Source organism: Azospirillum sp. UFLA03-27 (assembly GCF_059803775.1).
This window is the reverse complement of sequence record NZ_JAUQTX010000057.1, coordinates 1-23,633: the sequence shown is the minus strand read 5'-3', so window position 1 is coordinate 23,633 and position 23,633 is coordinate 1. Positions and strand designations below refer to the sequence as shown.

Genomic DNA, 23,633 nt, shown 5'->3' with positions numbered 1-23,633 from the left:
CACTGCAATGAGGCTGCGTTGACGCCCTATGGGCGCCCCCTCACCCTAACCCTCTCCCCAGAGGGGCGAGGGAACAAAGGTTCAATCAGAACAAAGCCATCCCATGTCAGCCCTTGTCCTCGACGGTCTCACCAAACGATACGGTCCCATGACCGCGGTGCACGGCGCGTCGCTGCGCATCCCGCATGGGCAATTCGTCTGCCTGCTCGGCCCGTCCGGCTGCGGGAAGACGACGCTGCTGCGCATGATCGCCGGGCTGGAGGACCCCTCCGGCGGACGGCTGGTCATCGACGGGCGTGACATCACCACGGCCCCCGCCCACACGCGGGAATTCGGCATGGTGTTCCAGTCGCTGGCCCTCTTCCCGCACCTGACGGCGGGCGAGAACATCGCCTACCCCCTGCGCATCCGCGGCGTGCCGAAGGCCGAGCAGCGCAAGCGCGCCGACGAGTTGCTGGAACTGGTGCGCCTGCCCGGCGTGGCCGACCGGCCGGTCTCCAAGCTGTCGGGCGGGCAGCGGCAGCGCGTCGCCATCGCCCGCGCGCTCGCCCTGTCGCCCAAGCTGTTCCTGCTCGACGAGCCGCTGTCGGCGCTCGACGCCAAGCTGCGCGAGGCCATGCAGATCGAGCTGAAGCAGCTTCAGCAGCGGCTGGGCATCACCACCATCGTCGTCACCCACGACCAGCGGGAGGCGATGACCATGGCCGACCTCGTGGTGGTGATGTCGCAGGGGCGCATCCATCAGGCCGCCCCGCCGATGGAGGTCTACCGCCAGCCCGCCGACGCCTTCGTCGCCGACTTCATCGGCATGACCAACCTGCTGGAGGGCGAGGTCACCGCCCCCGGCACCGCCGCCGTGCCCGGCGGCACCCTGCATCTGCCGGACCTGCCGCCGACCGGCCGCGTCCTGCTGTCGGTCCGGCCGGAGGACGTGGTCGTCCACCCCGCCGGGACGGACGGGCCGAACCGGCTGACCGGCACGCTGTCCTTCATGCGCGACCTCGGCGCCAGCGTGGAGTTCCGCATCGACGTCGCCGGGCGGGAGATCGTCGCGCTGTCGCGCCCGCAGGACCGCCCGCCGGTCGCCCCCGGCGGCGCCCTGTCGGTGGAGTTCCCCCCGGCGGCCTGCGTCGTGCTGCCGCCCGCCGCGGAGCACGCCCGATGATCCGCCGCGCCCCCCGCGGTCTGGCCGAGCACGCGCCGATCCTGTTCCCGGCGCTGATGCTGGTCGTCTTCTTCGTCATCCCCTTCAGCCTGATGATCGCGGTCAGCGTCTTCCGGCGCGTGCCCGGCGGCTTCTACGAGCCGGACCTCGTCTTCGCCAACTACGAGCGGTTCCTGACCGCCTTCTTCGGCGGGGTGATGTCATTCTCGCTGGGGCTGGCGGCGCTGGTCGCGGCGCTGTCGGTGGGCATCGCCTTTCCCTTCACCTACCGGCTGGTCAAGCTGTCGCGCGGCGCGCAAATCCGCTGGTTGGTCTTCCTGCTGTCGATCCTGTCGCTGTCGGAAGTCATCATCGGCTTCGCCTGGTCCACCCTGCTGTCGCGCACGGCGGGCATCACCAACCTGTTCGTGGCGCTGGGCCTGATGGCCGAGCCGCAATCGCTCAGCCCCAGCTTCGGCGCATTGCTGGCCGGGCTGGTCTATCAGGCCTTTCCCTACACGGTACTGGTGCTCTACCCCGCGCTCGCCCGCCTCGACCCCTATCTGGAGGAGGCGGCGCGCACGTTGGGTTCCTCGCCGCTGCGCGCCTTCTTCACGGTGGTGGTGCCGGCGCTGCGCAACACCATCGTGGCGACCACGATCATGGTGTTCGTCTTCGCGCTTGGCTCCTACCTGCTGCCGCAGCTTCTCGGGCGGCCGCAGCATTGGACGCTGTCGGTGCTGATCACCGATCAGGCGATCTACCAGTCCAACATGCCCTTCGCGGCGGCGATGGCCGTCTTCCTGGTGCTGGTCAGCCTCGCCCTCGTCGGGCTGGCGCTGCTCGCCGGGCGGCGGGAGGAGACGGCCTGATGCTGATGCGCACGCTGAATTCCCTGGCCGCCGGCCTGATCGCCCTGGTCCTGGCGGCCCCCATCCTGGTGGTGGCCGGCGTCTCGGTGAACGAGAAGAAATCGCTGACCTTCCCGCCGCAGGGCTTCTCGCTCGCCTGGTACGCCGAGGTCTTCACCGATCCCGGCTGGCGCGGCGCGCTGATCACCAGCCTCGTCGTCGCCACCCTGTCGGCGGCGCTGGCGGTGCTGATCGCCTTCCCGCTGGCCTGGTTCCTGTGGCGCTGGCGCGCCCCCTGGGCGCGGGCGTTCGAGGTGCTGGGGATGACGCCCTTCATCCTGCCGCCGGTCATCACCGCGCTGGGCTTCCTCAGCTTCTGGGCGGCGATCGGCGAGTACGGGTCCCCCTGGACGGTGGTGGTCAGCCACGCGGTGTTCTTCGTGACGCTGCCGCTGGTCACGCTGTCGCTGGGCTTCGGGGCGGTGGACCGCTCCTACGTGGAGGCGGCGGCGACCATGGGGGCGGACGACCGGACGGTGCTGCGCACGGTGGTGATGCCGCTGGTGCGGCCCTACGTGATCTCCGGCTTCGCCTTCGCCTTCGTGCTGTCGCTGAACGAGTACATCGTGGCCTACATGGTGGTCGGCTTCACGCTGGAGACCCTGCCCATCAAGATCTTCAACGCGCTCCGCTACGGCTACACCCCGACCATGGCCGCCGTGACGGTGCTCTTCGTGTCGCTGACGGCGGTGGTCTTCGGGCTGATCGCGTGGTTCGGCGACCTGCCCCGCCTTCTCGGCGCCTGGGCCAAGAACGACTAACCTTCTTTCCTTTTTCAAAGAGATCCGGACGATGATCGACCCTCAGAAGCTTGATCGTTTGCGTACGAAGTACAGCGGCTCCGGCGGCGACGACTTCCACGATCCGGAGTTCCAGCGGGTGGCTGCCCTCCAGTTCTCCGGCGGCAAGCGGGTGCAGCCCTTCGCCGGGGTGTCCACCCTGCTCGACGCCCCCTACCGCCCCGACGCGGCGGAGGCGGCGGACTTCGGCGGGCTGGACATCGCGCTGATCGGCGTTCCGATGGACCTGGGCGTCACCAACCGGGCCGGCGCCCGCCTCGGCCCGCGCGCCGTGCGCGGGATGGAGCGCATCGGCCCCTACGAGCACGCCCTGCGCATGGTCCCGGCGGCCTCCTGCAAACTGGCCGACGTCGGCGACGTGCCGCTGTCCAGCCGCTTCAGCCTGGAGTCCTGCCACGGCGACATCCTGGCCTTCTACAACCGCGTGATGGACGCCGGCGTCATCCCGCTGTCGGTCGGCGGCGACCATTCGATCACCTATTCGATCCTCAAGGCGCTGGGCCGCGAGCGTCCGGTGGGCATGATCCATTTCGACGCCCATTGCGACACCGGCGGCCCCTACGAGGGCGCCAAGTTCCACCACGGCGGTCCCTTCCGGCAGGCGGTTCTGGACGGCGTTCTGGACCCGGAGCGCACGGTGCAGATCGGCATCCGCGGCAGCACCGAGTATCTGTGGGAGTTCTCCTACGACAGCGGAATGACCGTGATCCACGCGGAGGACATCCCGGAGCGCGGCATCGCCAGCGTCATCGAGACGGCGCGCAAGGTGGTGGGCGACGGGCCGGTCTACGTCTCGTTCGACGTGGATTGCCTGGACCCGGTCTTCGCCCCCGGCACCGGCACCCCGGAGGTCGGCGGCCTGACCACGCGGGAAGCGCTGGCCATCCTGCGCGGGCTCGACGGGCTGGACATCATCGGCGGCGACGTGGTGGAGGTGGCCCCGCAGTACGACGCCACGACCAACACCGCCCACGCCGGCGCGCAGATGCTGTTCGAGATCTTCTGCCTGTCGGTGCGCGCCCTTGCCAACCGCCAGAAGCAAGCCTGACCTCATGCGGCTGACCCTGTTCCAGGCGGACGCGGAGCCCGGTGCGCCGCACCGCAACCTCGACCGTCTGGAACGGGCGGCGGCGGAGGCGGCGCGACACGGCTCCGCCCTGCTGGTCGGGCCGGAAATGGGCCTGACCGGCTACGACATCGGCGCGGCGGCGGTGCGCGCCCTGGCCGAGCCGGCGGACGGGCCGATGGCCGTGCGGGTCGCCGAGATCGCCCGGCGGCACGGCATCGCCCTGCTCTACGGCTATCCGGAGCGTAGGGAGGACGGCGCCGTCCACAACGCCGCGCAACTGATCGGGGCGGACGGGCGCGCCCTTCTGAACCAGCGCAAGACGCATCTCTACGGCGATCTCGACCGCGGTTCCTTCGCGCCGGGCGGCGACGCCTTCCCGACCGCCGAGGTCGGCGGGATGCGGGTCGGCGTGGCGATCTGCTACGACGTGGAGTTCCCCGAGCTGGTGCGCCGCCACGCTCTGGCCGGGGTGGACGCGCTGCTCGTCCCGACCGCGCTGATGACGCCCTACGAGATCGTCGCCACCACCATCGTCCCGGCCCGTGCCTTCGAGAACGGCCTCTTCGTCGCCTACGCCAACCGCTGCGGGCGCGAGGGGACGTTGCACTATTGCGGGCTCAGCAGCGTGGCGGCGCCGGACGGAAGCGTGCTGGCGCGGGCGGAGGACGGCGAGGCGCTGCTGACCGTCGATCTGGACCCCGCCCTGCGCCGTGTCGGCACGCATCTGGCGGACCGCCGCCCGGACCTGTACGGTGCGGTCTCCAATACGCCTGGGAAGGGCGGTTCGTAGAGGAAGCACAGGACATGCCGGTCACCATCGACGACATTCACGCCGCCGCCGAACGGCTGGCCGGACGCATCAGCCGCACGCCCTTCCTGCGCTCGGAAACCCTGTCGCAGATCACCGGGGCCGAGGTCTGGGTCAAGCTGGAGAATCTCCAGTTCACCGCGTCCTTCAAGGAGCGCGGGGCGGCCAACCGGCTGCTGCATCTGACGCCGGAGGAGCGGCAGGCCGGGGTGATCGCCATGTCGGCCGGCAACCACGCCCAGGCCGTGGCCTACCACGCGAAGCGGCTGGGCATCGCGGCGACCATCGTCATGCCACGCTTCACCCCCTTCGTGAAGGTCAAGCGCACGCGCTACCACGGCGCCACCGTCATCCTGGAGGGCGATTCCCTGGCCGAGGCCGCGGCCTTCGCCCACGACCTCGCCAAGCGGGACGGGCTGGTCTTTGTCCATCCCTACGACGACGACGCGGTGATCGCCGGCCAGGGCACCGTCGTGCTGGAGATGCTGGCGGAGGTCCCGGACCTCGACGCGCTGGCCATCCCGGTGGGCGGCGGCGGGCTGGCCGCCGGGGCCGCGGTCGCCGCCCGCGCGCTGCGGCCCGGCCTGGAGGTCGTCGGGGTGGAGGTGGAGACCTACCCCGCCGCAGCGCAGCGCCTCGCCGGGCAGCCGGTCAAGGTCGGCGGCCCGACCGTGGCCGAGGGCATCGCCGTGCGCGACGTGGGCGACCGGCCCATGGACATCCTGAAGCAGAACGGCTGCGACGTGGTGCTGGTGCCGGAAGCGGTGATCGAGCGCGCCATCGCCATGCTGATCGAGGTGGAGAAGACCGTGGCGGAGGGCGCCGGGGCCGCCGGTCTGGCCGCCCTGCTCTTCCACCCCGAGCGCTTCCGCGGCAAGCGGGTCGGCCTGATCGTGTCGGGCGGCAACATCGACACGCGCACGCTCGCCAACGTGCTGATGCGCGGCTTCGCCCGCGACGGGCGCCTGATCAACCTGGACATCGACGTGGCCGACCAGCCCGGCGCGCTGGCCCAGGTGGCCCGCATCGTGGCGGAGTGCGGCGGCAACATCATCGACGTGCAGCACCAGCGCCTGTTCGGCGCCTTCTCCGTCAAGTCCGCCGAGGTCGCCCTGCTGATCGAGGTCGAGGACGAGGGCCACGGCGATCGCATCACCGAAGCCCTGCGCGGCGCCGGCTTGCCCGTCCGCAAGGCGGTGGTGGCGGAAGCGGCGCAGCCGCTGTCCAGCGCGCGGCCCTGAGCGAACGCCCGACACATACCGGCGAAGTAGCCCTCTCCCCTCTGGGGAGAGGGTGGCCCGTAAGGGCCGGTGAGGGGGATGCGCATGGCGGAAAATCCGGCACAAGCGCAACCCCCTCACCCTAGCCCTCTCCCCAGAGGGGAGAGGGGATATGGATCTGCCCATGGATTGAGCACCCCTCCCGAGAACCGCCATCTTTCGCGGCACATCCGGGCAGGCTCCACCATAATCCTCCGCCCCGCCGGTTGTGGCACGGGCCATGCACTTCGCGCCTGTTCATTCGCGGAGGTCATGGATCATGTCGTCGCTGGAATTACCAACCCCACCCCACCCGGTTGACGAGAAGCTTCCGCTGCTGCGCCTGCTGGCGCTCGGGATGCAGCATGTGATGGTGATGTACGCGGGGGCCATCGCCGTGCCGCTCATCATCGGCGGCGCGCTGAAGCTGCCCAAGGACCAGATCGCGCTTCTCATCAACGCCGACCTGTTCGCCTGCGGCATCGTCACGCTGATCCAGACGCTGGGCTTCTGGAAGTTCGGCATCCGCCTGCCGGTGATGATGGGCGTCACCTTCGCCGCGGTCGGTCCGATGGTCGCCATGGCGGGGAACCCGTCGCTGGGGTTGCTGGGCATCTACGGCGCGGTGATCGGGGCCGGCGTCTTCGCCACGCTGGCCGCCCCGGTGGTCGGCCGCCTGCTGCCGCTGTTCCCGCCGGTGGTGACGGGGACCGTTATCGCCATCATCGGCATCTCGCTGATGCGGGTGGGCATCACCTGGGCCGGCGGCGGGGCCGGGAACCCGAATTTCGGCGATCCGCTCTATCTCGGCGTCGCGCTGTTCGTGCTGGCGGTGATCCTGCTGGTGACCAAATACGCCAAGGGCTTCTGGGCCAACATCTCGGTCCTGCTGGGCATCGTCGCGGGCTTCGCCCTGACCATGGTTCTGGGGCTGGTCAGCTTCGACGGGGTGGGACAGGCGAAGTGGGTGGACGTCATCCGCCCGTTCCAGTTCGGCATGCCGGTGTTCGAGTTCTGGTCGATCCTGACCATGTCGCTGGTGATGATCGTCGTGATGATCGAATCCACCGGCATGTTCCTGGCGGTCGGCGAGATGGTCGGCCGCCCGGTGACGCCGGAGCAGCTGACCCGCGGCCTGCGCACGGACGGGCTGGGCACGCTGATCGGCGGCGTCTTCAACACCTTCCCCTACACCTCCTTCTCGCAGAATGTCGGGCTGGTCGGGATCACCGGGGTGCGCAGCCGCTGGGTCTGCGTGGCCGGCGGCGCCATCCTGGTCGCCTTCGGCCTGTTCCCGAAGCTGGCGCACGTCGTCGCCTCCGTCCCCACCTATGTGCTGGGCGGGGCCGGTCTGGTGATGTTCGGCATGGTCGCGGCGACCGGCATCAAGATCCTGGCGAAGGTCGACTACACGACCAACCGCGGCAACATCTACGTCGTCGCCATCAGCATCAGCCTGGGCATGGTGCCGCTGGTCGCTGACAAGATCTTCCAGAAGATGCCGCCCTTCCTGTCGCCGCTCCTGCACAGCGGCATCCTTCTCGGCACCATCGCCGCGGTCCTGCTGAACCTGTTCTTCAACGGGCTGGGCAAGGCCGGCAGCGCGGAGTTCGTCGCCGCCGCCAAGACCGCGGAGGCGTGAGGGCGACGCCTGGTCGGAATCGCAGGCCGGTCGGGATCGGGGGATTGATCCCGACCGGACGTCACTGCGTCGGGCGTTGCTCGAAGACGCCCGGACCGGGATCGCGGGCCGCCTCCACGGCGATGTCGCTGACCACGGCGGCGGAGGGGCCGCGGCGGCAGGCCTCCAGCATCCGATCCACGGCGTCCGCCGGGCCGGCGAACAGCGCCTCCACCGTTCCGTCGCCGCGGTTGCGCACCCAGCCGGCCAGCCCCAGCCGGCTCGCCGTGTCCACCGTCCAGCCGCGGTACCAGACGCCCTGCACCTTGCCATGAACGCGGGCCAGCACGGCCTTGCGGTTTTCCTCATCCGCCATTCTTATCCCCGGTATCGTTTCCGTACGGTCAGGACAATAGGACAAGAGCCGGTTCCGGAAAACCCGGCGCGCCCCGGCGCCTTCCCCTCCCCCAATGAACAGTGCCGCCGACCATTCGTCGGCGTATCATCCGTGCATGGCGGGGCGCGGGATCTCCTGTGACCGCCGGGCCGCGACAGCGAAGGCCGCGACCGGGCACGGGCGGGCTCGCACCCCCTGAACGAACGGTTCGGGAGGAACGGACATGACCATCCGAAACCCTGCGGAGTGGGGAGCGGCCCATTTCAAATCCTGGTCCCACGGTCTGGCCGAAGCGGGCCACGCCATCGCTCCGTCGGCGCGGGAACGGGCGGCGCTGGAGCCGACCGTGCGGCGCATCCGCAGCGACGACCTGCGCGACGCGCTGAGGAAAGGGCTCCATGACTTCATGGCCTGCCGGACCGACGTTCTCTTCATCGCCCTGATCTACCCGCTCGTCGGGCTGCTGCTGGCGGAACTGCTGCTCCACGGGAACGCGCTGCACCTGCTGTTTCCACTGGCCTCCGGCTTCGTGCTGATCGGCCCCTTCGCCGCGGTCGGCCTCTATGAGATGAGCCGTCGGCGCGAGCGGGGCGACCGCGTGTCCTGGGGCGACGCCTTCGCGGTGGCGCGCTCCCCGGCTTTCGGGGCGATCCTGGCGATGGGGGCGATCCTGACGGCGGTGTTCCTGCTGTGGCTGGTGGCGGCGCAGCTCATCTACATGGCGACCCTCGCCCCGTTGGCGCCGGAGGGCTGGAGCGCCTTCACCCACGCCCTGTTCACCACCCGCGCCGGCTGGGCGATGATCGTGCTGGGGGTCGGGGTCGGCTTCCTGTTCGCCGTTCTGGCGCTGGCGATCAGCGTGGTCAGCTTCCCGCTCCTCATGGACCGCCGGGTCGGCGTGGCGACGGCCATCCGCACCTCCGTCCGCGCCACCCTGAGGAATCCCGAGCCCATGGCGCTCTGGGGAATGATCGTGGCCGGCGGTCTGCTGCTCGGTTCGCTGCCGGCCTTTGTCGGGCTGGTGATCGTCATGCCGGTGCTCGGCCACGCCACATGGCACCTCTACCGGCGCCTGATCCCGGAATAAGGCGGTTGGGCTAACCGCAGGCCGGCACCTGCACGGCAGGAAGCCCGTTCCACAGGATGGCGACCAGCGACCCCGCGGCGGCAAGCCCGGTGAACAGACGGATGAAGCGGCGCGGGTCCTCGCTGGTCCGCCGGCCCGGAGCGGCGCCCCACAGCGCCGCCACCAGCACGCCCGCAGCCAGCAGCAGGGCGACCGCCGTGGCGCCGAGGATCAGCACCACCGCGACGGGGTGGCCGTACAGTTCCACCCTGTCCCATGCGCGGGCGCAGATCAGGCCGTTGATGCCGTAGATCACCGCGAAATGGGCCGCCCAGATCAGGAAGGCCGACATCATTCCGGTGAAGGTCGCGGTGAACGCCGTCTTCTCCATGCCCCACCTCACAATTTCCGGGCTCACACGGCCAGACGCGGGAACAGATGCACCAGCAGGAGGGACACGATCCCTTGCCCGCAGGTGTAGAGCCACACCAGCATCACATTGTCGAAGGTGACCCGTCGCTGCGCGTGCAGCCGCCCGGCGAAGGAGCGCGCCAGCGTGAAGCCGGTCATCAGGACCAGGATCACGACGTGAAAGACCTGCCAGGAGGCCAGCATGTAGACGATGGCGCCGTAGGCGCTCTCCGACGCCACGAGGCCGCTGCCGATGTGGTTGTAGGGCTCGGCCACCGCGGCGGCCAACATCAGCAGGAGACCAACAAGCAGGGCGCCCCGCATCGTCCAGGAGCGGTTATGGGCCACGGCGCGGCTCGCCAGCAGCATCGCTCCCGCCGCCACGACCCAGAGCCCCGCCTCGCCGAACAGCCACCCAAGCCCCGGCAGGGCGTCGGTGCCCACCGGCCAGACATCCGGGCTGACCGTCCACAGGAAGACGTAGGTGAAGCACAGGCAGGCGAAGGCCGTCCCGTCGACCAGCAGCAGGACCGCCGTCCCCCACCAGGAATGGTTCTCCGATCCCTGGAGATAGACCGGCACACGCCATCCGCCGCCGACGTCCTGCGGCGGATGGTCGGCCCCCTTGTCGAGGCTCCACACCCACCAGAAGACCGAGGCGATGGCCAGCACCCCCGGCACCAGCGACACCCAGTAGAGCTGCACCGCCAGACAGATGAAATGGGCGGCGGTGAACAGTCCGGCGAGGAAATGGCTCCAGTGCGGGCCGGGCATCGGCATCAGATACTGCGGCCGGGCCTCGATCGGGCTGGTCACGATGGTCTCGCGCCGCCGGGTCGGGGCGCCGGGCAGGTAATGGGCGCCCTCCTGCACCTCACGCGACAGGTTCGGATTGTCCCACAGCGGGTAGAGCGAGCGGACATGCGGGATGCTGCGCGTCGCGTAGTCGTCGTTCGGAATCCACTCCAGCGTCCCCGCCTTCCACGGATTCTCCGGCGCCGGGCGGCCCCGGCCGAAGGCGTCGCGCGCCATGTCGATCAGCACCAGCAGGACGCCGAAGGCCATTACGAAGGCCCCGACGGTCGAGACCATGTTCAGGACGTTCCAGCCGAGATCCCCCGGATAGGTGTAGACGCGCCGCGGCATCCCCATCAGGCCGCTGACATGCATGGGGAAGAAGGCGACGTTGAAGCCGATGAACATCATCCAGAAGGCCCAGCGTCCCAGCCGCTCCGACAGCATGGTGCCCTTCATGGTCGGCCACCAGTGATACAGGCCGGCGAAGACCGGGAAGACCATGCCGCCGATCAGCACGTAATGCAGGTGTGCCACCACGAAGTAGCTGTCATGGGCCTGCCAGTCGAAGGGAATCACCGCCACCATCACGCCGGTCAGGCCGCCGGCCACGAAGATGAACAGGAAGCCCAGCAGGAACCACGTCGCCACCGTCCATTGCAGCCGTCCCTTGCCCAGAGTAGCGATCCAGGCGAAGACCTGGATGCCCGCCGGCACCGACACGGCCATGCTGGCGGCGGAGAAGAAGCTGAGGCTCAGCGGCGGGATGCCGGTGGCGAACATGTGGTGCACCCACAGGCCGAAGCTGAAGAAGCCGGTGCCGACCAGCGCAACCACCACCCAGTCGTGGCCGACCAGCGGCCGCTGCGCCAGCGCCGGCACCATCATCGACACCAGCCCCGCCGCTGGCAGGAAGATGATGTAGACCTCCGGATGGCCGAAGAACCAGAACAGGTGCTGCCAGAGCAGCGGGTCGCCGCCCCGCTCCGCGATGAAGAAGGGCCAGTCGAAGGCGCGCTCGATCTCCAACAGCGCGGTCGCGATGATCACCGCCGGGAAGGCGAAGACGATCATCCCGGCCATGACCAGCATCGACCAGCAATAGACCGGGATCTTGTCCAGCGTCATGCCGGGAGGGCGGGTGCGCAGGATGCCGACGATGATCTCGATGGCCCCGGCGATGGCCGATATCTCGATGAAGCCGATCCCGAGCAGCCAGAAATCGGCGTTGATGCCGGGGGAGAACTTCATGCTGGTCAGCGGCGGGTACATGAACCAGCCGCCGTCCGGCGCCACCTCGAAGATCAGCGAGCAGAAGAAGGCCAGCCCGCCGAACAGATAGGCCCAGAAGGCGAAGGCCGACAGCCGCGGAAAGGGCAGGTCGCGCGCCGCCAGCATGGAGGGCAGCAGGAAGACGCCGATGGCCTCCACGATGGGCACAGCGAACAGGAACATCATGCCCGTGCCGTGCACGGTGAAGAACTGGTTGTAGAGGCTGTGCCCCAGCACGTCGTTTTCCGGCACGGCGAGCTGCGTCCGCATGACCAGCGCCAGCGTGCCCGAGATGACGAAGAACAGCAGCGCCGTGGCGATGTACAGCACCCCGATGATGTTGTTGTTCACCTCCTTCAGCAGACCGAGGCCGGAGGTCGGTTTCCAGGCGCGCTTCAGCGCCTCCAGCTCCTCCTTCGGACGCGGCAGGCGGTTGGGCAGGGTGGCATCGTCGAGCGGCGGGGTCATTTCAGGCTCTCCAGCCAAACGGCGATGGCGTGCAGATCGTCGCCGCCCAGGATCGGGAAGGACGGCATGCGGTTCTCCGGCTTGATGTGCTGCGCCCCGGCGATCCAGCCGGCCAGAGCCTCCGGCGTGTTGGGCAGCGTCCCGGCGGCCAGCGCGCCGCGCCCGCCGACATGGGTCAGGTCCGGCCCGGCCGCCCCGTTGGCCGGCGTCCCGCGCACCGTGTGGCAGGACCCGCAGCCGGAGCGCAGGAAGGCGTCGCGCCCGGCGGCCCGCTGCGGCCCGTCGGGCTCCGCGGCGGGGCGGCGCTCGGCGGCCAGCCACTCCTCGAAGCGATCGGGCGGTTCCACCACCACGTCGAAGGCCATCAGCGCGTGCTGGGCGCCGCAGTACTCGGCGCACTGGCCGCGGTAGGTGCCGGGCCGCTCCCCGACCAGGATCAGCCGGTTCTCGTGGCCGGGGATCATGTCCATCTTGCCGCCCAGGCTGGGCACCCAGAAGCTGTGGATGACGTCCGCCGCGGTCACCACCACCTCCACCGGGCGCCCGGCCGGGATGACGAGGCGGTTGGCGGTGCGCAGCACCTCACCCCCCTCCCCGGCGCCCTCCACCGTCACGTCGGGATAGCGGACTTCCCACCACCACATGTAGCCGGTGACCTCGATGCGCAGCGGCTCCACCCCGCCGGTGTCCGACAGTTGCCGGGCCACGGCGAACTCGTAGACCTGCAGCGCGGTCAGCGTGACGATGGGAAAGACGAGGCCGCCGCCGATGATCCAGGCGCGGCTTCCGGGAAAGCGCTCCGGCCGGGCGATGACGGCGTAACCCGCCAGCGCCATGACGAAAAGGAAGATGACCCCACCCCCGGCGACCAGGATCAGCGTCAGGTCGAGGATCGCCTCGGCGTTGCGTCCGGCGGGGTGGAGCGCGGATTGCGGACCCCGCTCGCAGGCCGCCAGGAGCCCCATTCCGCCGGCCAGGGCCGCTCCCCGCCAACTCCGTCTGCGTCCCTCGCTGCGGCCAGACCTGCGGTCCATGCACCCCCCTCGCGGCGTTGGCCCGCGGCGGCGGGCATCGTCGTTGCACGGCTAAACTCACGGCAAGGCCGCAGGTTCCGCCGGAACTTCGGTCATCAGGGGAGCATTCATTCGGGGACGAACACCCACAACAGCCGGAGCGTCCCATCCATGCGCAGAGTTCTGACGATCATCGGGCTGGTTCTGGGCGCCCAAGCGGTGGGGGGCTTCCTGTTCGCCTGGTCGGGGCTCTACAGCATCGCCGCCAGCAAGGAGCACTGGCCACCGGTCCACTGGTTCTTCAGCATGGCGATGCGCAGCTCCATTGAGACGCACGCCGCCTTCGTGGGCGATCCCCCCGACCTCGACGACCCGGCGCTGATCCGGCGCGGCGCCGGCCATTACGAGGACGGCTGCGCCCCCTGCCACGGTGCGCCGGACGTCGGGCGCAACCCGATCTCGCGCCACATGCTGCCCACCCCGCCCTTCCTGCCGGGCCATGCCGGGGACTGGACGGACAAGCAGCTCTATTGGATCACCTACAACGGCATCAAGTACGCCGGCATGCCGGCTTGGCCGGCGCAGGCGCGCGACGACGAGCCCTGGGCGGTGGCGGCCTTCCTGCGTCGGCTGGACGGCATGAGCGCCGAGGAATACCGCCGCCTCGCCTTCGGGGAAACGCCGCCGGACGGCGACCGCTCGGCCCTGGCCGATCTGCAAATGCTGGACGGCTCCGCCCGCGAGGTTCTGGACAATTGCGCCCGCTGCCACGGCTATGACGGAGCCGGAGGCGGCCCCGGGGGCAGCATTGCCGCCTTCCCCCGCCTGTCCGGCCAGAACGCCGAGTATCTCTTCCACGCGCTGAAGGCCTACGCCGAGGGCGGGCGGCACAGCGGCATCATGCAGCCGGTGGCCGCCGGGCTGGACGATTCGATCCTGCGCACCCTGGCTGACCACTATGCGGGGCAAACGGCGGCGCCCTACCCGCCCCCGCCCGCCGACGCCGATCCGGCCCTGCTGGAGTTGGGCGCCCGGCTCGCCGATTCCGGCGACCGCGCCACCGGGGTTCCGGCCTGCTCCGGCTGCCATGGCGAGGACCGCGACCCGCGCTACCCCCGCCTCGACGGCCAGCACGCGAGCTACATCGCCGACCAGCTCCGCCTCTGGCAGAAGGACGCGCACGGCGACACGCCGCTGTCCAGGATCATGGGCGCCGCCGTCCGCAACCTGACGGAGGAGCAGATCCGCGCCCTATCCCTGCACTACGCGCAGAGCCGCCCACGGCAGACGGCGGAGACGGAGGGAGAGCGCTGAACCTTGCCCTCGACCAAGCGCCACCCGTTCAAGAACAACAATGGTTAGGATTGCTGATTTTCCGTCTCACGGAATAATTCACGCATTCCTCTGACGAGCGGGATGAAGCGGGACCTATGGTTCTGCGCCCACGGAGCACAGGCCGCGAAGGCAGCCCGTGGGCGGATCAATCATGGGAGGAATCGATGTCCAAACGCTTTTCCCTACTCCTGTCCACTGCGGCGCTTCTAACCGTGCTCGGCACGCTGCCGGCCTACGCCGCCGATCCCGCCCTGGAAGCCAACGTTCGCAAGACGGTGAGCCCGCAGACCCAGAGCTGGCTCGCCGATCCGGCGGTCGTCGACGCCGTCAAGGCCCAGAACGCGCAGAACAAGGGCCTCGACCAAGCCAAGATCGACGCCATGGACAACGATTGGAAGGCGGCGGCCAAGGCCAAGTCCGCCAACCCCACCTACGACAAGATCGCCGCCAACGCCGTGACCAAGCGCCTGAAGGAGGTGACGGACAAGAGCAACGGCCGGATCGTGGAAATCCTTCTGATGGACAACCGCGGCCTGAACGTGGCCCAGACCGGCGGCACCTCCGACTATTGGCAGGGCGACGAGCCGAAGTGGCAGAAGGTCTACAGTGGCGGCTCCGACCTCTACATGACCGACCCGGAGAAGGACACCGGGACGAACGCCATGCTGACCGAGGTCAGCGTTCCCGTGCTCGATCCTGCCAGCAAGGAGAAGATCGGCGTGGCGATGATCGTGCTCGACACCAACAAGCTCGGCAACTGACGGGGCGCGGCTTCCCGCCGGCCCATCCCCGCCGGGCCGCCAACGGGAAGCCGCCCTACCCAGCGTTCTCCACCAGGAAGCGCTGGAAGGCGTCCACATCCAGCGGGCGGCTGATCAGGAAGCCCTGGATGCGCGTGCAGCGCTGGCGGCGCAGCATGTCCGCCTGCTCCTCCGTCTCCACTCCCTCGGCGATGGTGTCGAAGCCCAGGCTCTCGGCCAGATTCACGATGGTGTTGACGATGGCCGGGTCGGTGGCCGACTGCACGATGTCGCGGACGAAGCTGCGGTCGATCTTCAGCGTGTTGATCGGGAACCGCTTCAGATAGGCCAACGAGGAATAGCCGGTCCCGAAATCGTCGATGGACAGGCGGATGCCGATCCCCTTCAGCCCGTGCAGGATGGTCACCGCCTTCTCGATGTCGCCGATCATGGCGCCCTCGGTCAGCTCCAGCTCCAGCCGCTCCGGCGGCACGCCGCTGCGCTCCACCACGTCGCGGACGAAGGTCACCAGACGCGCGTCTTGGAACTGGCGCGGCGATAGGTTGACCGACACCGACGCGATGTCCAGCCCCGCCGCCAGCCAGCCGGCCAGCCGGGCGCAGGCCTCCTTCAGGGTCCAGGCGCCGATTTCCCAGATCAGGCCGGTCTCCTCGGCCAGCGGGATGAACTCCGCCGGGCTGACGAGGCCGCGGACCGGATGGTGCCAGCGGATCAGCGCCTCCGCCCCGATCACCCGGTGGGAGCCGCGCTGCGGCATGTCCACCTTGGGCTGGAAATGCAGCGCGAACTCCTCGCCGGTGGCGGCGGCGCGGCGCAGGTCGCTTTCCAGCCCCAACGTGAAGCCGGTGCGCTCCCGCATGCCCGCCTCGTAGAAGACGAACTTGCATTCCGGGTTGCGCTTGGCGTGGTACATGGCGAGGTCGGCGTTGCGCAGGAGCTGGTCCGCCGTCTCGCCGTCGTCGGGGAAGAAAGCCACGCCGATCGAGGCGCCGCAGAAAAGTTCCTGGTTGTGGACGGCGAAGGGCTCGCCCATCGAATAGAGGATCTTCTCGACCAGCCGGGCGCCGGCGGCTCGGTCCACCGCGTCGGGGGCCACGATCAGGAACTCGTCGCCGCCCAGCCGGCCCACCGTGTCGGACACGCGGGTGCAGTTGCGCAGCCGCTTGGCCACCAGCTTCAGCAGGTCGTCGCCGGCGTGGTGGCCCAACGTGTCGTTGACCTGCTTGAAGCGGTTGAGGTCGAGGAAGGCCACGGCGACCTTGGTGCGCATGCGCTGGGCGCGCACGATGGCCTCCTCCAGCCGCTCGCAGACCAGCCAGCGGTTGGGCAGGTCGGTCAGCCGGTCGAAGCTGGCCTGGTAGCGGATCTGGTGTTCCTGGTCCTTGCGCTGGCTGATATCGGCGAGCGTCAGCACGTAATGCTCCATCGCCCCGCCCGGCGCGCGCACCGCCGTGACCGACAGCGAGGCCGCGAAGGCGTCGCCGGAATGGCGGAAGCTGGTCACCTCGCCCTGCCAGCGCCCTTCGGTGCGGGCGGTGCGCCAGATGTCCTCGATGAAGGCGCGCTCGTGCGAGCCGGGGGCGAAGATCACCAGCGGGCGGTGGAGAAGCTCCTCGCGCTGGAAGTCGGTCATCACCTCGTAGGCCGGGTTGACCGCCTGCACCGACAGGTCGGGGTCCACGATCAGGATGCCGTCGGCCACGCTGTCGAAGACGGTGGCGAGCAGCCGGATCTTCTCCTCGTGCTGCTTGCGCTCGGTGATGTCCTGGACGGTGCCTTCGTAGTAGCGGATGCGGCCCTGCGGATCGCGCACGCAGCGCGCGTTCTCCGAGATCCAGATGATCGAACCGTCGTTGCGGAAGACCCGCGCCTCGAAGCTCTGCACCACATCGCGCTCGGCCATCAGGCGGGCGAAGGCCTCGCGCTTGCCGGGGTCGACGTAGAGCTGGCCGGCGATGTCCGTTAGGTTGTCGATCAGGTCGGCCGGCGACCGGTAGCCGTAGATCCGCGCCAGCGCCGGGTTGACCCGCAGATAACGCCCGTCCACCGTGGTCTGGTAAATACCTTCGACCGCGTTCTCGAAAATACTTCTGTATTGCTCTTCCGTCTCTTGGCTCATGGACCGGGCCTCATCTGGCGCGAGAGCGTTGGCCTCAGGAAAAAGCATGCGGAGGACCTGAGCGGGCAATTGCGATGGACGCCTCTTTTGCGCCGCAAAAAAGTAGAAGGCGGATCGCGACGCGCGTCAAGGCGGTTCGTTTTATATTTTTCACAATTGCAATAAAAGAGGCATATGACCCATCCCGCCTGGACGTTGCATCGCCACAGCGCCGGGTGGCGGAAAGGCCACAGAATCGGCCTGAATCACCGGTTCGGACCATCGGCAAACAAAAAGGGCCGGATCGCTCCGGCCCTTGCTGCGCGTGGCATTTCCGCCCTGTAAGAGGCGCCGCCGGGGTCAGTGCCCGTGCGTGCCCGTCTTGGCGCCTTCCTTCAGGACGAAGTGACGCGAACAGTAGGGGCATTCGACCTTCCCCTCGGCGCTCAGCGTCAGATAGACAAGCGGGTGGCCGAGCGCGCCGCCGCCGCCGTCACACCCGACGGTCAGGGTTTCGACTTCAATCGTTTCAATTGGCTGCATGGCAGACATCCTCCGCTTTGACACACACGCGCGTTAACGCCATCGTTAAGATGCCCACCGAATGAGGCACGCGCGCGGGGTCGGATCATACCCAACGCGCCGGACGGATCAAGTGATTGGACAGTGATCGCCCTCGGGGATTCGGACCAGGGGCACGACCGGAAAGGCCCTTTCGATTCCATGGTTGCCCACGACCCGCTGAACGCCGCCGCCCTGCCCACCGCCACCTTGCCCGCCCACGCCGTCCCCGCATACGCCGTGGAGGTGCGCGGCCTCACCAAGACCTACCAGGCCTCCGGAAAGGCCGGCCCGAAACAAGCTCTTAAGGGCATAGACCTGGCGATTCCGCGCGGGGCGGTGTTCGGGCTTCTGGGGCCGAACGGGGCGGGCAAGTCCACGCTCATCAACATCATGGCGGGTCTGGTCAACAAGACCGGCGGCACGGTGTCGATCTGGGGAACCGACATCGACGCCCATCCGCGCCAAGCGCGGGCGTCGATCGGCGTGGTCCCCCAGGAACTGAACATGGACCCTTTTTTCACTCCGCGGGAAATGCTGGAGCTTCAGGCCGGCCTCTACGGCGTGCCCAAGGCCGAGCGCCGGACCGAAGAGCTTCTGGAGGCCGTGGGCTTGCGTGACAAGGCCGACGCCTACGCCCGGTCGCTGTCGGGGGGCATGAAGCGGCGTCTGATGGTGGCGAAGGCGATGGTGCACACCCCGCCCGTCCTGGTGCTGGACGAGCCGACCGCCGGCGTGGACGTGGAACTGCGCATCCAGTTGTGGGAGCATGTGCGCAAGCTGAACCGCGAGGGCTCGACGGTGCTGCTGACCACCCATTATCTGGAGGAGGCGCAGGAGCTGTGCGACTCCATCGCCATCATCAACCATGGCACGGTGGTGGCCTGCGAGCCGACGGCGACGCTGCTCCGCCGGGTGGACGCCAAGGCGCTGACCGTTCTGGTGGACCGCAACTTGGACGCCGTGCCGGCGGAACTGTCCGCCTTCACCGCCGAACTGGCTGAGCCGCGGCGCCTGATCGTCCGCTACCAGCCGAGCCGCCAGCGGGTGGACGGCATTCTCGCCGCCCTGGCAAGCGCCGGGCTGGGGGTGGTCGATCTGAGTACCGAGGAGTCGGACCTGGAGGACATCTTCCTGCAGCTGACCGGCGGCGCGCACGCCCGCAAGGAGATCGCGCACGATGCGGCGTAGGGCGGCCGGCCGGATGGCGAAACTGATCGTCGGGATCGGCCTTCTGCTGTCCGGCTGCACCGCGGCCTACCAGCCGATGGGCCTCCCCGTGACCCAGCCGGCCCTGACAGACCGCGCCCTGATCGCCGCCGACGGCTTCGAACTGCCGCTGCGCCGCTGGCTGCCCGAGGATGGAACGTCTCGCGCGGTGGTGCTGGCCCTGCACGGCTACAACGACTATTCCAACGCCTTCGACGGGGCCGGGCGCAGCCTTGCCGCAAGGGGGATCGCCGTCTACGCCTACGACCAGCGCGGCTTCGGCGCGACGCGGAACACCGGCATCTGGCCGGGGACCGACACGCTGGTAGCCGACCTCAAGGCGGCCGTCTCGCAGATCCACGCCCGCCACCCTGGCCTGCCGGTCTATCTGATGGGCGAAAGCATGGGCGGTGCCGTGGTGCTGACGGCCATGACCAGCGCGGCTCCGCCCGACGTGAACGGCACGATTCTGGTCGCTCCTGCCGTCTGGGGCCGCGACGCGATGGGCTTCTTCCCGCGGGCGCTGCTGTGGCTCAGTTACAACACGGTTCCGGGGATGGTGGTGCACCCGCCGAAGGATCTGAAGATCCAGGCGTCCGACAACATCGAGATGCTGCGCGCGCTCGGCCGCGACCCGCTGGTCATCAAGGGCTCCCGCGTCGATGCGCTGGAGGGGCTGACCGACCTGATGGGCACGGCCCTGGCCGCCTGCGGGCATTTGTCGGTGCCTTCCCTGGTGCTCTACGGCGCCCATGAGGAGGTGCTGCCGAAGACCCCCGTCAACCGGGCGGTCGAGGAGTTCGAATCCGGCGGGCGGCATGTGGTGGCGGTCTATCCCGACGGCTGGCACATGCTGCTGCGCGACCTGAAGGGTCAGGTGGTGGTCAACGACATCGCCACCTGGATCGAGAACCCCAAGCAGCCCCTGGCGAGCGGCGCCGACCGCAACCGCAGCCTCCTGGCCGCGAAATAAGCACGGATGGGCGGCCCCGGCGGGGTGTGAAAAAATGTCGAAAGGAGTGTTTGCACTGGCCGAGGCTTTTCGCTATGGTGCGCCTCCGCTGATGATGGACCCGTAGCTCAGCTGGATAGAGCGCTGCCCTCCGAAGGAGCGGGATTCATCGGGGTAACTAGTTGATTTGGCAGGAGATTAACGAAGGTTAATTTGCGATTTCTCGCGAGGTTAAACACTTCAGCTTGACTTGCTGGTCTAAAGTTACTTTAGTGGCAAACGAGATTGCACCCGTAGCGCAGCTGGATAGCGCGACGCCCTCCGAAGGCGTAGGTCACAGGTTCGAATCCTGTCGGGTGCGCCATATGGCGAAAGGGAGAGCGTTTGCTCTCCCTTTTTTGTTTTTCCTGTGAGCTTGATGCAGCGGTCATAGCAATCCTTAAATCCAGGCATGTGAATAGGAACAATTATCTCGGGCGAGATTACGACCCAAGGAGAGTGAAGTTCTGCTGAACTACGAACGCGTGGGAAACCCGTAGTTCGATGCGCAAATCGGCTGTTGGTCGGCAGCTGCTCCCGCCATGTGGGTGCGCCAGGAAGCGGAGAGTGACGGTCCGCAAAACCCAGCATACTGCGACTCCGACTTTACAGAACCACTTAGGGGTTGAATAATAACTCAAGGTTCGCTAAAAAATTCCGCGTCGAATGCGGAGGCACACCTGAAATGCGACTTACTGGATACTTTACTATTGCTCTTGTGCAAAGCATCGTTGTGGCTCTCCTAGTGTGGGCGGGTGGGAGCCACATTCAAACGTTTAAGGAAGGCTCAATGTCCACCGGGATTGGGCTGGTTATTGCATTTTTGGGCGCTGTGTACTTGCTACTCGCGACGGTCATTCGCGAAGACGTGCAGGAGAGGATCGGTTCTGCCTTGTATCGATTCGTCAATTTTGAGATCATGGCGTCCGGCAAAGAAAGGGGATTTCTCTATGTGATAGGTGCTTTACTTTTTACTCTACAAATAATAGGCTTGGCATTGACTGCAACGGGGCTAATTTTTTGGCTCAATGGAGGATTGCTCCACTTTGTGATGTGGGATATTTTGGCTGGATTGGTGTCTTTGTTCGCACCAGCGTTGTGTCGCCCAATTTACCGTTTCATAGGGTTTATATCTTCCCAGGTGAAGAATGCACCGCAAGATAAATATGCCGCAAACTGGTATTTCAATGTTGCAGGGTTTTTGCTGATTGGTATCGGATTTTTTCTTCAGCTAATGGATACCCTAAAATGAGCACCCGTACATATGAGCTTGAAGAGTGCAAATTCGGAGCTCGGTCAAGTTTAATGTGACGCTCTGAGAACTGGGGCCGCAGCCTCAAAAACTGCTGGGCACCCTGCTGTTAGAAAAGGGAGGGCTTTCGCCCTCCCTGTTTCGTTTGTTTGTAAGTTGGGCGCACGCATTTTGAGAGCAGAATCGGTCTCATCACCTTATCCGCAGCTTGCCATCTTGCACCATACATTGCGTCCAAACTGTGCAACAAAAGCAAGCAGGAGGGCAATGGCCGGTAGAATGGCAACTGCAGTGAGGCCGAGGACACTTCCGATGGCTGCTGAAATGCTTGCCACTACGGCTGTCTTTTTGCTGGCCCACATTTCCTTGATGCTTTCCTTAACATTTGAATATGCTTGGTCATCACAAATAAACTTGGCAAACTCACTTTTTACGGCATCGGGGAGGGTTTGCCGCCCCACTTCGGCTCCAAAAGGGAAAGTACTGTCCGCGCCTGCTCGTCCAAGCCAGATTGCTGCAGCTTCATCAAACCCCTTCCCACCTTCGAGCAGTGCGCTAACTGCTGAACCTTGGTACGGAGGGAGTGTTTTGATCCAATCTTCAGGACGGCTGCCGTCAACGAAAACAGTCATGTGAGCATACCTCTTATGTATTCCGCCGAAATAGCGTGTGTTGTTTGGTGAAGTGTGTGCGGATCAACGCCGGCAACAACGATGCTATCAACAGCAGGAGCATAACTACCGACCAGCATGGCGACGATTTGCCTCCCGTCCCGGGTAAACACCGGGCTGCCAGATTGTCCAGGCCGAGCTTGTGTGTTCAATACGATATGCTTTGTCTTAACGCCGTTCGCTCCAAGTAGGATGCGAGCTCCCACTATGGCATCTTGACGGGTAAGCACCATTCGTCCGGTGTCACAATGCGGAAAGCCTAGGGTGGTAACAGGATATCCAGTCGGGGCACTATCGGCACCGGACATAATGTATGGAAAACGCGCATCTCCATCAAACTCAAGAATTGCGATGTCGCGGATCGGATCAAAAGCTGCCAACTTCACAGGTATTGGCGCTGCCGATTGGTCAGTTGTATCTTGGTAGTCGTTTAACGATACAGCCTTTGAAACTAACGCAACAAGGTTAACGTCGGAATGGGTGGCGACGTGCGCGGTGGTGGCGAGCTTGTTGCGGGCAACAGCAAAGGCAGATCCGAGTAATTTTACCTGATTTCCCGTTTGTCGCCCTATGGCTACGATCATCTGTCCATATTCATTTGGGAAAAGCATTTTCTTGCCCCTTAGTTCTCGTTCTAACGCTGAGAGTTCTTACAAGATGTCCGGGCGATTTGCCTCGCGGTCGTGTCTGCTATCTTCTCCCGTGAGACTGCCGCAGACTGACATGCGCGCTCGCCCAGATCGCGGGCTATGTAGCCCGCCACCAGGGCCAAGCAGACGATCACCAGTGGGCCGTCAAGCCGGTGCCCCAATTACGGAGCCGAAGCCCTCCCAAGTGCGCCCGACTCGGCTTCTTGTAGCCGGCTCAGTTTCGCTGAGATGTTAGCCATCCCGCGCTTCAGGACAGGGTCTTCATTTAGCCCAGGGTGCTGGGCCAGCCGGTTTTCTATCAGCGTTAGCGCGGACTGCACGGTGTCCAGTGAAAAGGTCCCAGCGGCAAGCGCGTTTTCGATCACAGGAAGAACATCGACCATGATGTCGGAAAAGGCGGCTTTGTTCTTCTCAGGATCAGCACAGGCAGTAGCCAGCTCGTCGTAGTTCATGGTGTGGGGGGCGGTCATATGTTGGCCTCATGGAAAAAGGGAGAAGGACGCTGGAAGGAATGATACCAAAAGCCGCTCCGGCGCGCTGTTGTATCACGGCAGGGCGCACAACCCCAAGAGGCTGAATCGGGAGCTAATTATGCCGCGACGCTCAACGCTATCGCGTTCTAATCTCAGGGTTGGCTCGCGAGCTTGCCCAGTTACTTCTTTGGTTTAACTTCGCGGCTGCGATGGAGCAACAATGCCGAATTGCCCACTAAACCACTGAAAATTCACTTATTTCCTGGAAAAATCAATTCCGCAAAGTCTTGCAGAATACGGTCGAAACCCAAGTATAGTGGCAAGATAAAATGCTAATAGATTTCGGAATTCATTTGGGAACAGTATGTAGTGACAAAACACACCCGAAGTAAAAATGAAGTATTATCAATCCTCCGAAGGCAGAGGCCGATGGTTCGAATCCATTCGGGTCCGCCAGCGATTTCAAAGGCTTAGCCGCAATGCAGGCTAGGCCTTTTTATTCACATTTCCGATTGCATCCCCCTGTCGCTGTGGAAGCGCTACGCCAGCTCCCGGACCTGTCTCTTATACACATCTGACGCTGCCGACGATTATACGC

The 23,633-nt window shown here is 66.3% G+C and carries 22 protein-coding genes and 1 tRNA gene; 14 read left to right on the top strand and 9 right to left on the bottom strand.

All coding sequences use genetic code 11. The annotated features are described in order from the left end of the window. Positions 1-148: 148 nt before the first annotated feature. From Q4I23_RS11370 to Q4I23_RS11340, 7 genes are all read left to right on the top strand, one after another. The gene (locus Q4I23_RS11370; RefSeq protein WP_498526316.1) at positions 149-1,165 is read left to right on the top strand and encodes an ABC transporter ATP-binding protein; all 1,017 of its coding nucleotides are present in this window, start codon (positions 149-151) and stop codon (positions 1,163-1,165) included. Then, a complete protein-coding gene (locus Q4I23_RS11365; RefSeq protein WP_035682465.1) occupies positions 1,162-2,016 on the top strand; it encodes an ABC transporter permease in 855 nt (284 codons plus the stop codon). Before Q4I23_RS11370 ends, Q4I23_RS11365 begins: the two co-directional genes overlap by 4 nt. Beyond that, a complete protein-coding gene (locus Q4I23_RS11360; RefSeq protein ID WP_498526315.1) occupies positions 2,016-2,816 on the top strand; it encodes an ABC transporter permease in 801 nt (266 codons plus the stop codon). The genes Q4I23_RS11365 and Q4I23_RS11360 overlap by 1 nt, the downstream gene beginning before the upstream one ends. Positions 2,817-2,847: 31 nt before the next feature. After that, positions 2,848-3,903, top strand: a complete 1,056-nt coding sequence (gene speB, locus Q4I23_RS11355; protein WP_498526314.1) for an agmatinase — start codon at positions 2,848-2,850, stop codon at positions 3,901-3,903. A gap of 4 nt (positions 3,904-3,907) precedes the next feature. Beyond that, positions 3,908-4,714: a carbon-nitrogen hydrolase family protein gene (locus tag Q4I23_RS11350; protein WP_498526313.1), complete on the top strand. Its 807-nt coding sequence runs from the start codon at positions 3,908-3,910 to the stop codon at positions 4,712-4,714. 14 nt (positions 4,715-4,728) lie between these two features. Continuing rightward, positions 4,729-5,973 (top strand): threonine ammonia-lyase, encoded by a 1,245-nt coding sequence (locus Q4I23_RS11345; RefSeq protein WP_059399678.1) that lies wholly within the window; start codon positions 4,729-4,731, stop codon positions 5,971-5,973. A gap of 298 nt (positions 5,974-6,271) precedes the next feature. Continuing rightward, complete coding sequence (locus tag Q4I23_RS11340; protein ID WP_498526312.1) at positions 6,272-7,633, top strand: nucleobase:cation symporter-2 family protein; 1,362 nt, start codon at positions 6,272-6,274, stop codon at positions 7,631-7,633. 61 nt (positions 7,634-7,694) lie between these two features. On the opposite strand, the gene Q4I23_RS11335 is transcribed toward Q4I23_RS11340, so the two are convergent. Then, positions 7,695-7,988, bottom strand: coding sequence for an acylphosphatase (locus tag Q4I23_RS11335; protein WP_498526311.1), 294 nt, complete (start codon positions 7,986-7,988; stop codon positions 7,695-7,697). 244 nt (positions 7,989-8,232) lie between these two features. Here Q4I23_RS11335 and Q4I23_RS11330 point away from each other — a divergent pair, with 244 nt between their 5' ends. Beyond that, positions 8,233-9,096 carry a DUF2189 domain-containing protein gene (locus Q4I23_RS11330; RefSeq protein WP_498526310.1) on the top strand — a complete coding sequence of 288 codons (864 nt, stop codon included), beginning with the start codon at positions 8,233-8,235 and terminating at the stop codon, positions 9,094-9,096. A gap of 10 nt (positions 9,097-9,106) precedes the next feature. On the opposite strand, the gene Q4I23_RS11325 is transcribed toward Q4I23_RS11330, so the two are convergent. From Q4I23_RS11325 to coxB, 3 genes are read right to left on the bottom strand one after another with little or no spacing between them, the layout of a single operon-like run. Beyond that, complete coding sequence (locus Q4I23_RS11325) at positions 9,107-9,466, bottom strand: hypothetical protein (RefSeq protein WP_498526309.1); 360 nt, start codon at positions 9,464-9,466, stop codon at positions 9,107-9,109. A 23-nt stretch (positions 9,467-9,489) separates the two neighbouring features. Then, positions 9,490-12,021, bottom strand: a complete 2,532-nt coding sequence (ctaD, locus tag Q4I23_RS11320; protein ID WP_498526308.1) for a cytochrome c oxidase subunit I — start codon at positions 12,019-12,021, stop codon at positions 9,490-9,492. Next, positions 12,018-12,986, bottom strand: coding sequence for a cytochrome c oxidase subunit II (gene coxB, locus Q4I23_RS11315; protein ID WP_498526307.1), 969 nt, complete (start codon positions 12,984-12,986; stop codon positions 12,018-12,020). The genes ctaD and coxB overlap by 4 nt, the downstream gene beginning before the upstream one ends. Before the next feature lie 219 nt (positions 12,987-13,205). Here coxB and Q4I23_RS11310 point away from each other — a divergent pair, with 219 nt between their 5' ends. Beyond that, positions 13,206-14,348, top strand: a complete 1,143-nt coding sequence (locus Q4I23_RS11310) for a c-type cytochrome (protein ID WP_498526306.1) — start codon at positions 13,206-13,208, stop codon at positions 14,346-14,348. A 185-nt stretch (positions 14,349-14,533) separates the two neighbouring features. Continuing rightward, positions 14,534-15,130: a PDC sensor domain-containing protein gene (locus tag Q4I23_RS11305; RefSeq protein WP_498526305.1), complete on the top strand. Its 597-nt coding sequence runs from the start codon at positions 14,534-14,536 to the stop codon at positions 15,128-15,130. 55 nt (positions 15,131-15,185) lie between these two features. Here the strand turns inward: Q4I23_RS11305 and Q4I23_RS11300 are convergent, their stop codons facing one another. Beyond that, positions 15,186-17,249 carry a putative bifunctional diguanylate cyclase/phosphodiesterase gene (locus tag Q4I23_RS11300; protein ID WP_498526304.1) on the bottom strand — a complete coding sequence of 688 codons (2,064 nt, stop codon included), beginning with the start codon at positions 17,247-17,249 and terminating at the stop codon, positions 15,186-15,188. Between the two features lie 339 nt (positions 17,250-17,588). After that, positions 17,589-17,780 (bottom strand): zinc-finger domain-containing protein, encoded by a 192-nt coding sequence (locus Q4I23_RS11295; RefSeq protein ID WP_079285642.1) that lies wholly within the window; start codon positions 17,778-17,780, stop codon positions 17,589-17,591. A 171-nt stretch (positions 17,781-17,951) separates the two neighbouring features. Between Q4I23_RS11295 and Q4I23_RS11290 the strand changes: the two genes are divergently transcribed. The 4 genes from Q4I23_RS11290 to Q4I23_RS11275 all read left to right on the top strand — a co-directional run bounded on the left by Q4I23_RS11290 (position 17,952) and on the right by Q4I23_RS11275 (position 21,241). After that, the gene (locus Q4I23_RS11290) at positions 17,952-18,980 is read left to right on the top strand and encodes an ABC transporter ATP-binding protein (protein WP_454020571.1); all 1,029 of its coding nucleotides are present in this window, start codon (positions 17,952-17,954) and stop codon (positions 18,978-18,980) included. Between the two features lie 13 nt (positions 18,981-18,993). Next, the gene (locus Q4I23_RS11285; protein WP_454020572.1) at positions 18,994-19,971 is read left to right on the top strand and encodes an alpha/beta hydrolase; all 978 of its coding nucleotides are present in this window, start codon (positions 18,994-18,996) and stop codon (positions 19,969-19,971) included. 266 nt (positions 19,972-20,237) lie between these two features. Continuing rightward, positions 20,238-20,314, top strand: a tRNA-Arg gene (locus Q4I23_RS11280). A 465-nt stretch (positions 20,315-20,779) separates the two neighbouring features. Beyond that, positions 20,780-21,241: a hypothetical protein gene (locus Q4I23_RS11275; RefSeq protein ID WP_498526303.1), complete on the top strand. Its 462-nt coding sequence runs from the start codon at positions 20,780-20,782 to the stop codon at positions 21,239-21,241. A gap of 197 nt (positions 21,242-21,438) precedes the next feature. Here Q4I23_RS11275 and Q4I23_RS11270 read toward each other — a convergent pair whose 3' ends face one another. The 3 genes from Q4I23_RS11270 to Q4I23_RS11260 form a co-directional block, all read right to left on the bottom strand. Then, entirely contained in the window at positions 21,439-21,873 is a 435-nt protein-coding gene (locus tag Q4I23_RS11270; protein ID WP_498526302.1) for a hypothetical protein, read from the bottom strand. Further along, entirely contained in the window at positions 21,870-22,523 is a 654-nt protein-coding gene (locus Q4I23_RS11265) for a S1 family peptidase (RefSeq protein WP_498526301.1), read from the bottom strand. The genes Q4I23_RS11270 and Q4I23_RS11265 overlap by 4 nt, the downstream gene beginning before the upstream one ends. 200 nt (positions 22,524-22,723) lie before the next feature. Then, positions 22,724-23,032, bottom strand: coding sequence for a hypothetical protein (locus tag Q4I23_RS11260; protein WP_498526300.1), 309 nt, complete (start codon positions 23,030-23,032; stop codon positions 22,724-22,726). Positions 23,033-23,633 lie beyond the last annotated feature (601 nt).

Coding starts and splice junctions, on each gene's coding strand:
- Q4I23_RS11370 (WP_498526316.1), top strand. CDS start 149: ATGACCGCGGTGCACGGCGCGTCGCTGCGCATCCCGCATGGGCAATTC.
- Q4I23_RS11365 (WP_035682465.1), top strand. CDS start 1,162: ATGATCCGCCGCGCCCCCCGCGGTCTGGCCGAGCACGCGCCGATCCTG.
- Q4I23_RS11360 (WP_498526315.1), top strand. CDS start 2,016: ATGCTGATGCGCACGCTGAATTCCCTGGCCGCCGGCCTGATCGCCCTG.
- speB (WP_498526314.1), top strand. CDS start 2,848: ATGATCGACCCTCAGAAGCTTGATCGTTTGCGTACGAAGTACAGCGGC.
- Q4I23_RS11350 (WP_498526313.1), top strand. CDS start 3,908: ATGCGGCTGACCCTGTTCCAGGCGGACGCGGAGCCCGGTGCGCCGCAC.
- Q4I23_RS11345 (WP_059399678.1), top strand. CDS start 4,729: ATGCCGGTCACCATCGACGACATTCACGCCGCCGCCGAACGGCTGGCC.
- Q4I23_RS11340 (WP_498526312.1), top strand. CDS start 6,272: ATGTCGTCGCTGGAATTACCAACCCCACCCCACCCGGTTGACGAGAAG.
- Q4I23_RS11335 (WP_498526311.1), bottom strand. CDS start 7,988: ATGGCGGATGAGGAAAACCGCAAGGCCGTGCTGGCCCGCGTTCATGGC.
- Q4I23_RS11330 (WP_498526310.1), top strand. CDS start 8,233: ATGACCATCCGAAACCCTGCGGAGTGGGGAGCGGCCCATTTCAAATCC.
- Q4I23_RS11325 (WP_498526309.1), bottom strand. CDS start 9,466: ATGGAGAAGACGGCGTTCACCGCGACCTTCACCGGAATGATGTCGGCC.
- ctaD (WP_498526308.1), bottom strand. CDS start 12,021: ATGACCCCGCCGCTCGACGATGCCACCCTGCCCAACCGCCTGCCGCGT.
- coxB (WP_498526307.1), bottom strand. CDS start 12,986: ATGGGGCTCCTGGCGGCCTGCGAGCGGGGTCCGCAATCCGCGCTCCAC.
- Q4I23_RS11310 (WP_498526306.1), top strand. CDS start 13,206: ATGCGCAGAGTTCTGACGATCATCGGGCTGGTTCTGGGCGCCCAAGCG.
- Q4I23_RS11305 (WP_498526305.1), top strand. CDS start 14,534: ATGTCCAAACGCTTTTCCCTACTCCTGTCCACTGCGGCGCTTCTAACC.
- Q4I23_RS11300 (WP_498526304.1), bottom strand. CDS start 17,249: ATGAGCCAAGAGACGGAAGAGCAATACAGAAGTATTTTCGAGAACGCG.
- Q4I23_RS11295 (WP_079285642.1), bottom strand. CDS start 17,780: ATGTCTGCCATGCAGCCAATTGAAACGATTGAAGTCGAAACCCTGACC.
- Q4I23_RS11290 (WP_454020571.1), top strand. CDS start 17,952: ATGGTTGCCCACGACCCGCTGAACGCCGCCGCCCTGCCCACCGCCACC.
- Q4I23_RS11285 (WP_454020572.1), top strand. CDS start 18,994: ATGGCGAAACTGATCGTCGGGATCGGCCTTCTGCTGTCCGGCTGCACC.
- Q4I23_RS11275 (WP_498526303.1), top strand. CDS start 20,780: ATGTCCACCGGGATTGGGCTGGTTATTGCATTTTTGGGCGCTGTGTAC.
- Q4I23_RS11270 (WP_498526302.1), bottom strand. CDS start 21,873: ATGACTGTTTTCGTTGACGGCAGCCGTCCTGAAGATTGGATCAAAACA.
- Q4I23_RS11265 (WP_498526301.1), bottom strand. CDS start 22,523: ATGCTTTTCCCAAATGAATATGGACAGATGATCGTAGCCATAGGGCGA.
- Q4I23_RS11260 (WP_498526300.1), bottom strand. CDS start 23,032: ATGACCGCCCCCCACACCATGAACTACGACGAGCTGGCTACTGCCTGT.